Raw genomic sequence first — 6,231 nt, forward strand, 5'->3', positions numbered from 1 at the left:
GCCTTCTGCTTGTCCAGCTTGAGCTCGTTCATGAGATAATCAAGTATATCATGTTCTCTGACAGGCTTCACATTCAGCACTATACATCTGGACTGTATAGTCTGAAGCATCTTATCAAGATTGTTGGTGAGCAGTATGATTATTGCATAGGACGGAGCTTCCTCGATCGTCTTTAACAAAGCGTTCTGTGCATTCACATTCAGAAGCTGTGCATCCTCTATAACATATATCTTATATCTGCTGCTATAAGGCTTGATATCAATATCAGAATTCACCTGATCACGTATCTCTTCAACCGAGATCACATTTGGCTTGTCGTGGGTCACCCACACGATATCAGGCTGATTTCCCGTCTCACACTGAAGACATGACTTACAATGATTACATGGCTCTGTACCGCCCTCCTCACACTGGAGAGTCTTGACCAACGCCCTGGTAAGGGTCTTTTTTCCACTTCCTGTCTCGCCATTGATGATGTAGCCCTGGGATATCTTACCCAGCTCAATGCTGCTCTTGAAGTGGCGTATTATGTCCTCATGTCCGATTATGTCTGTGAAATCTATCATATATACCAACCCCCTTACAATTAATTTTTTCTGTATGTCTATTCTGACCTTCTCCAAAATCAAAATATATTAAAGATTAAGTTTCTTCTCTACATACCCTACTATTATACCATGAATCTCATCAATAGGTAAAGTAGCGTCTATCTTCACTATTCTCTCAGTGTGCATATCCGCAAGCATGCGGTATCCATCCACGACCTTCTGATGGAACTCCATTTTTTCATTCTCCATTCTGTCAAGTTCAGCCTGGTTCTTCTTTCTGGATATTCCCTCCTGGGCGTCAAGATCCATGAGGAATGTCATATCCGGCATGATTCCCTGAAGTGCAAATTCATTTACCTTATACACCGTGTCAACTCCGAGTCCTCTTCCGATTCCCTGATACACAGCGGATGAGTCCACAAATCTGTCTGCAATCACCGCCTGACCGGCATCCAGTGCAGGCTTGATATTCTCTTTCACAAGCTGGGCTCTCGCCGAAGCATACAGAAGCAGCTCAGTCATATATCCCATCTCTGTAAAATCCTTGTTCAATATAACCTCGCGGATCGCCTCACTTATGGGATTTCCCCCCGGATCTCTGGTTATCAGCACGTCATAGCCTTTCTTCTCCAGATATTCCTTAAGCAGCTCCCTCTGTGTGGTCTTGCCCGCTCCATCCGGGCCCTCTATAGTTATAAATATTCCTTTCATATCCTAACCCTGCCATATGCTGTTCCTGCACATGTACACCTTTCATATTTATATTGTGATTCTTATCAAACCTTCCAGATCATAATGCTACATATCATTCTCCGCACAGCACTTTGATATAACCGTCATTGACTCCTGCCACATTAAGTCCGCTGTCTATCATGGACTTTATTCCGTTCACCGCCTGCCGGTCAACGACCTCTCCCGGCGCCAGCACAGGTATTCCCGGCGGATATGCATATACAAATGCCCCCGACACCTTCCCAGCCGCACCCTCAATCGGCACGCTCTCCACTGGTCTGTCCCACGCGGTTCCCGGCGGCATAGCTGACCTTCTGCCGGATATGATATCCAGCTCCTGCCGGTCTGTTTTATCCGGCTCATAGCCAAGGTTCCCGTCTATCTCAGCCACCGCATTAAATAGTATATCATAACTGTCTGCACTGTCCACAACAGATGATATACAAATGACATAACTCACCGATGCCATCTCAACAATCAACCCATACCTGTCCGCCAGAATTTCAGCAAGCATAACCCCTGTAAATTTCTGTCCCGACTCGTCTACAGTTCCCGGTCTCACGACAAATACCAGCCTGCCCTCATCACGGTCGAACACTTTACACGCATTACAGATCTCATCATTTTTCACTGAGGAAGCATCAGGTCTGAACAGCCGTATATTTCTGAGCCCATCACATTTCCCGGCAAATGCCTCAAGCCTCCGCCCATACCTGGCAAATTCATCTCTGTTATTTGCGCCAAATGCAACTGCCTTCTCCATGCTCTGCATAAATATATATGAAGGCGAAGATGTCTGGAATATCTGCAGATATCTTCTAACCCTCTCATCAAGCTCAGGATTCATCACATGAAGAAGTGATGTCTGTGTGAGTGCCGGCATGGTCTTGTGCAGGCTCTCGATGACAATATCCGCGCCCTGCTGCATGGCGGTCTCATGTCCTTCCATGAAGTTCAGATGTGCTCCCTGTGCCTCGTCCACAATGAGATATATTCCATACCTGTGTACTATCCCGGCTATGGTCCTTATATCAGATATGACACCCTCATATGTCGGCGATGTGATTATCACCGCTCTTGGCTTTCTGCCATCTGCTACCAATTCCTTAAGAGCAAGCTCCAACTTATCCGGTGATATGTCACCCAGTATGTCTGTCCTCTCTGACATTTCACGATCATCTTCATCGCCTGGAGCCATCATTTCCGATATTTCGCAGTCATCTTCTCCATCATCTGACATTCCATTCGATATTGCTCCGACTTCATTCTGACCCACACCGTCAGGCCAGCTCATACTCACATAATCCGGCACTATATACTCGGGCTCAAGCTCCAACATACAGATAGCGTTGTACACCGCCTTGTGGCAGTTTCTTGCCGCAAGTATCACGTCTCCCCTGTGACAGGTGGCGTGTATAGCTGTCATAAGTCCGGATGTGGAACCGTTCACCAGCATATATGTTGCAAATGTTCCATACACATTCTTCATCTCGGCAATACTGTCCGCTATGAACAACTCCGGCTCATGCATGTCGTCAAGATCTTTAGCCTCAGTGAAATCATGTGCATACACCCCATTCCAGAAGTTGGCCGGCTCTTCTAGCGGCTGTCTCTTATGTCCCGGCATGTGCCACGGGTATGTACCCTTCTCTATATATTTTTCAAGTGCTTCATTTATATATTCCTTCACCAGTTTTTCTCCGTAACATAGATTCTGTGTGATATAATACCATACTTTTATGTATTTGTAACAGCACAGACTTCTCCCAACGTCTGCACAGATATAAAAAACAGGAGAAGCTCTATCCGGCTTCTCCTGCGAGGGGGTATAAAAAAAGTTTTGCCTATTTTATGATCTTTCAAATGCTGCAACGGCATCCTCGATCTTCTGTAATTCGTCATCGGTCATGACTGTATGTGCCTGCTTTTCAACAGCCTTGAGATTGCTGATGATCTGCTCAGGCTTTGAAGCACCGATCAGCACTGTTGTGACCTCCGGCTTGTTCAGCAGCCATGCGATGGCAAGCTCTGATAGCTTCATATCATATCCGGCTGCGATCTCATTTAACTGGTTGAGGAGAGGTCTAGTTTCAAGCACCTGATCCTCATGAAGGAATCTTCCGTCCTTCACTGCCCTGCTGTCCGCCGGCATATCCTTCAGATATCTGTCTGTCAGCATTCCCTGTGCCAGAGGCGAGAAGCATATGAGTCCCTTGCCTGATGCGTATGTCTGCTTCAGAAGCCCATTATTCTCGACAGATCTGTCCAGTATGCTGTATCTGTTCTGATTTATCACAAATGGCACATGAAGCTCATCAAGTATGCGCTCCGCCTTTGCCATGGTAGGTCCGTCATAGTTGGAGAGTCCGACATAAAGTGCCTTTCCACTCTTCACTATCTGCGCCAATGCTCCCATGGTCTCCTCGAGTGGAGTGTTCGGATCCATTCTGTGATGATAGAATATATCCACATATGGGATGCCAAGTCTTTTAAGGCTCTGGTCAAGACTTGCTATGAGATATTTTCTGCTGCCCCAGTTGCCGTAAGGGCCTTCCCACATATCGAATCCGGCCTTAGTGCTGATTATCAGCTCATCCCTGTACGCACCCAGTTCCTCTCTGAGTATCTTTCCAAAGTTCTCCTCTGCACTTCCATACACCGGGCCATAGTTGTTTGCTATATCAAAATGTGTTATTCCGTTGTCAAATGCAGTAAAGCACATCTTCTTCATATTCTCGTAATCGTCATTTGTTCCAAAATTGTGCCAGAGTCCAAGTGCCAGAGGCGGCATCATAAGACCGCTCTTGCCGCAATGTCTGTAAAATCCTGTACCTTCAACATTCTTATATCTATTCTCTGCTGCCTTATAATCTCCCATATTGATACCTCTCTTAAAATTAACCTTACGATGGTTTCTTCGTATATATGCAAGTTATCACTACATTTTGAAGTATATCATACCGATTACATCAAAAAAATATGAATATTTTTGTATTATATATGAAAATTTTATTATGATTTCTATAAATGTTCTGCCTAAATTATCCCGGACATTTTTACTATCCTCTATATGCCTGTTACGCATTTACTGGGAGCTTATCTCCACCGAAAAAAGATCATACCGATTCTCATAGAGCATTTCCTCTGCCTGTATGCCATCACAGGCGCAGCTCACATTCATCTCACTTGCCTCAACTCCTGTGAAATAGTCAGCCACAATACATCTGAAACATATGTCCAAAAGGCGACATCCCCTGTCATCATATTAACATGATATACAGACGATGTCGCCTTTCTGTGTCCTTTATTCTGCTTTTACAGCCCATCTCATCTTCGTCGATCTTGCTCTCGGATTGCGGGCGCACTCCTCCGCTGACGGTCTGATGACATCCTTGCTGACTTCGCTGTAAACACCAGCCTTCGCTCCCGCCTTGAACGCTCTCTTTACCAGTCTGTCCTCACCTGAATGGAATGTCAGTATCGCCACTTTTCCACCAGGTCTGAGCGCATCCGGCAGCTTGTCAAGGAAATCATACAAAACCTCAAACTCACTGTTCACATCTATTCGCAGAGCCTGAAAACACCTCTGACAGGATTTCTTCACAGCCTCTTTTCTGTCCTTCTCCGGCACAAATGCCAATGCCTCCTCGATGGCATCCTTCATCTGCGTGGTGGTCTCCACATAATTCTTAGTTCGGTTTCTCTTCATGATGACCGTGGCGATCTCCTCCGCATAAGGCTCGTCCGAGTTCTCCTGGAACATCCCAACGAGTTCCTCATACGAAACCTCTCGTAGACGCTCCGCCGCCGACTCACCCTTCTCCGGATCAAGCCTCAGATCAAGTGGTCCATCAAACTTGTATGTGAATCCCCTGTCTGGATTGTCTATCTGCATGGAAGACACTCCAAGATCCGCAAGGATAAAATCAAATCCCCCGGCCTCCTCTGCCACCTGGTCGATATTCCTGAAATTTGTCTGCTTTATCGTGAGTATATCCTCACCGTAGCCGGCCTCCGCCAGTCTCTGCTTCGTCTTCACTATCTCTATAGGATCAACATCCAGAGCATACATATGCCCCTCTCCATGGAGCTGCTCAAGCATACGCCTTGTGTGTCCACCATAGCCCAGTGTCGCATCAAGCCCCTGCTGTCCCGGCTGTATCTGAAGGAAATCCAGTATCTCATTTACACATATTGAAATGTGCATCCCTGCCGGGGTACTTCCCTTGCTTATGACTTTCTCTATCGTATCCGCATATTTTTCAGGATCGTGCTCCTTGTATTTCTCCTCAAACCTCTTCGGATGGGTGCCACTGTAGTGCACTCTCCTCTTGTGTATCTTTTCTTCCATATATTCTTATCTCCTTAGCCGCCGTCTGCCATACAAGGCCCCGGAACATTTATGTCATAATACCATATATCTGCGAAACAAGCCACACAACACTAAAAAAATGGAAGCCACGGCATTCATCCGTGACTTCCAGAATAATAGCATCATATAATTATTATTATTTACCAGCTATAATGTGATGTATCATGGTGAGCTGGCTCCTGAGTGCATCCACAGATATCTGTCCAGGGGCGGAAGGTATGCCCGCTGTGGCAAATGATATCGTATTGCCATACATCTCTCCTGTGGTTCTTGTCTCCACACCAAGTTCACCCATGGATATAACTATGAGAGGGGTCTGATTTCCACTATCCTGCAGTTCCTTTGCAGCCTGCATCATATCTACGACCTGCGATCCCTCCTCAGGCATCATGGCTATCTTGGCTATATCTGCACCTGTGAATATGATGGACTTAAATCTGTCAACTATCTGTTCCATAGGTATAGTAGTCTTGAAATCGTGATTGGACACTATGACATACACGCCCTTGGAATGAGCCTCCGCTATGACTTCATCCACAATCTCCATGTCGGAGAAATATTCTATATCCACGATGTCTA

At 45.9% G+C, this 6,231-nt stretch carries 7 protein-coding genes; all 7 read right to left on the reverse strand.

The features are described 5' to 3' along the window. The coding region (locus tag ABUA34_RS09745) for a DNA polymerase III subunit (protein WP_502880267.1) at window positions 1–566 on the reverse strand (566 nt) is incomplete at its 3' end. A 69-nt stretch (window positions 567–635) separates the two neighbouring features. Further along, window positions 636–1,259 (reverse strand): dTMP kinase, encoded by a 624-nt coding sequence (tmk, locus tag ABUA34_RS09750; RefSeq protein ID WP_055146089.1) that lies wholly within the window; start codon window positions 1,257–1,259, stop codon window positions 636–638. Between the two features lie 94 nt (window positions 1,260–1,353). Beyond that, the gene (locus ABUA34_RS09755; protein WP_349823226.1) at window positions 1,354–2,970 is read right to left on the reverse strand and encodes an aminotransferase class I/II-fold pyridoxal phosphate-dependent enzyme; all 1,617 of its coding nucleotides are present in this window, start codon (window positions 2,968–2,970) and stop codon (window positions 1,354–1,356) included. A gap of 159 nt (window positions 2,971–3,129) precedes the next feature. Then, a complete protein-coding gene (locus ABUA34_RS09760) occupies window positions 3,130–4,158 on the reverse strand; it encodes an aldo/keto reductase (RefSeq protein ID WP_022217435.1) in 1,029 nt (342 codons plus the stop codon). A 207-nt stretch (window positions 4,159–4,365) separates the two neighbouring features. Continuing rightward, window positions 4,366–4,521 carry a hypothetical protein gene (locus ABUA34_RS09765; protein WP_349823227.1) on the reverse strand — a complete coding sequence of 52 codons (156 nt, stop codon included), beginning with the start codon at window positions 4,519–4,521 and terminating at the stop codon, window positions 4,366–4,368. 63 nt (window positions 4,522–4,584) lie between these two features. Then, a complete protein-coding gene (gene rsmH, locus ABUA34_RS09770; protein WP_161171479.1) occupies window positions 4,585–5,631 on the reverse strand; it encodes a 16S rRNA (cytosine(1402)-N(4))-methyltransferase RsmH in 1,047 nt (348 codons plus the stop codon). Window positions 5,632–5,788: 157 nt separating this feature from the next. After that, a partial coding sequence (locus ABUA34_RS09775; RefSeq protein ID WP_349823228.1) for a type I 3-dehydroquinate dehydratase occupies window positions 5,789–6,231 on the reverse strand: 443 nt, incomplete at its 5' end.

The sequence above is a fragment of the Coprococcus sp. RTP21428st1_C9_RTP21428_210409 genome (assembly GCF_040227395.1).
GTDB classification, from domain to species: Bacteria; Bacillota; Clostridia; order Lachnospirales; family Lachnospiraceae; genus Coprococcus; species Coprococcus aceti.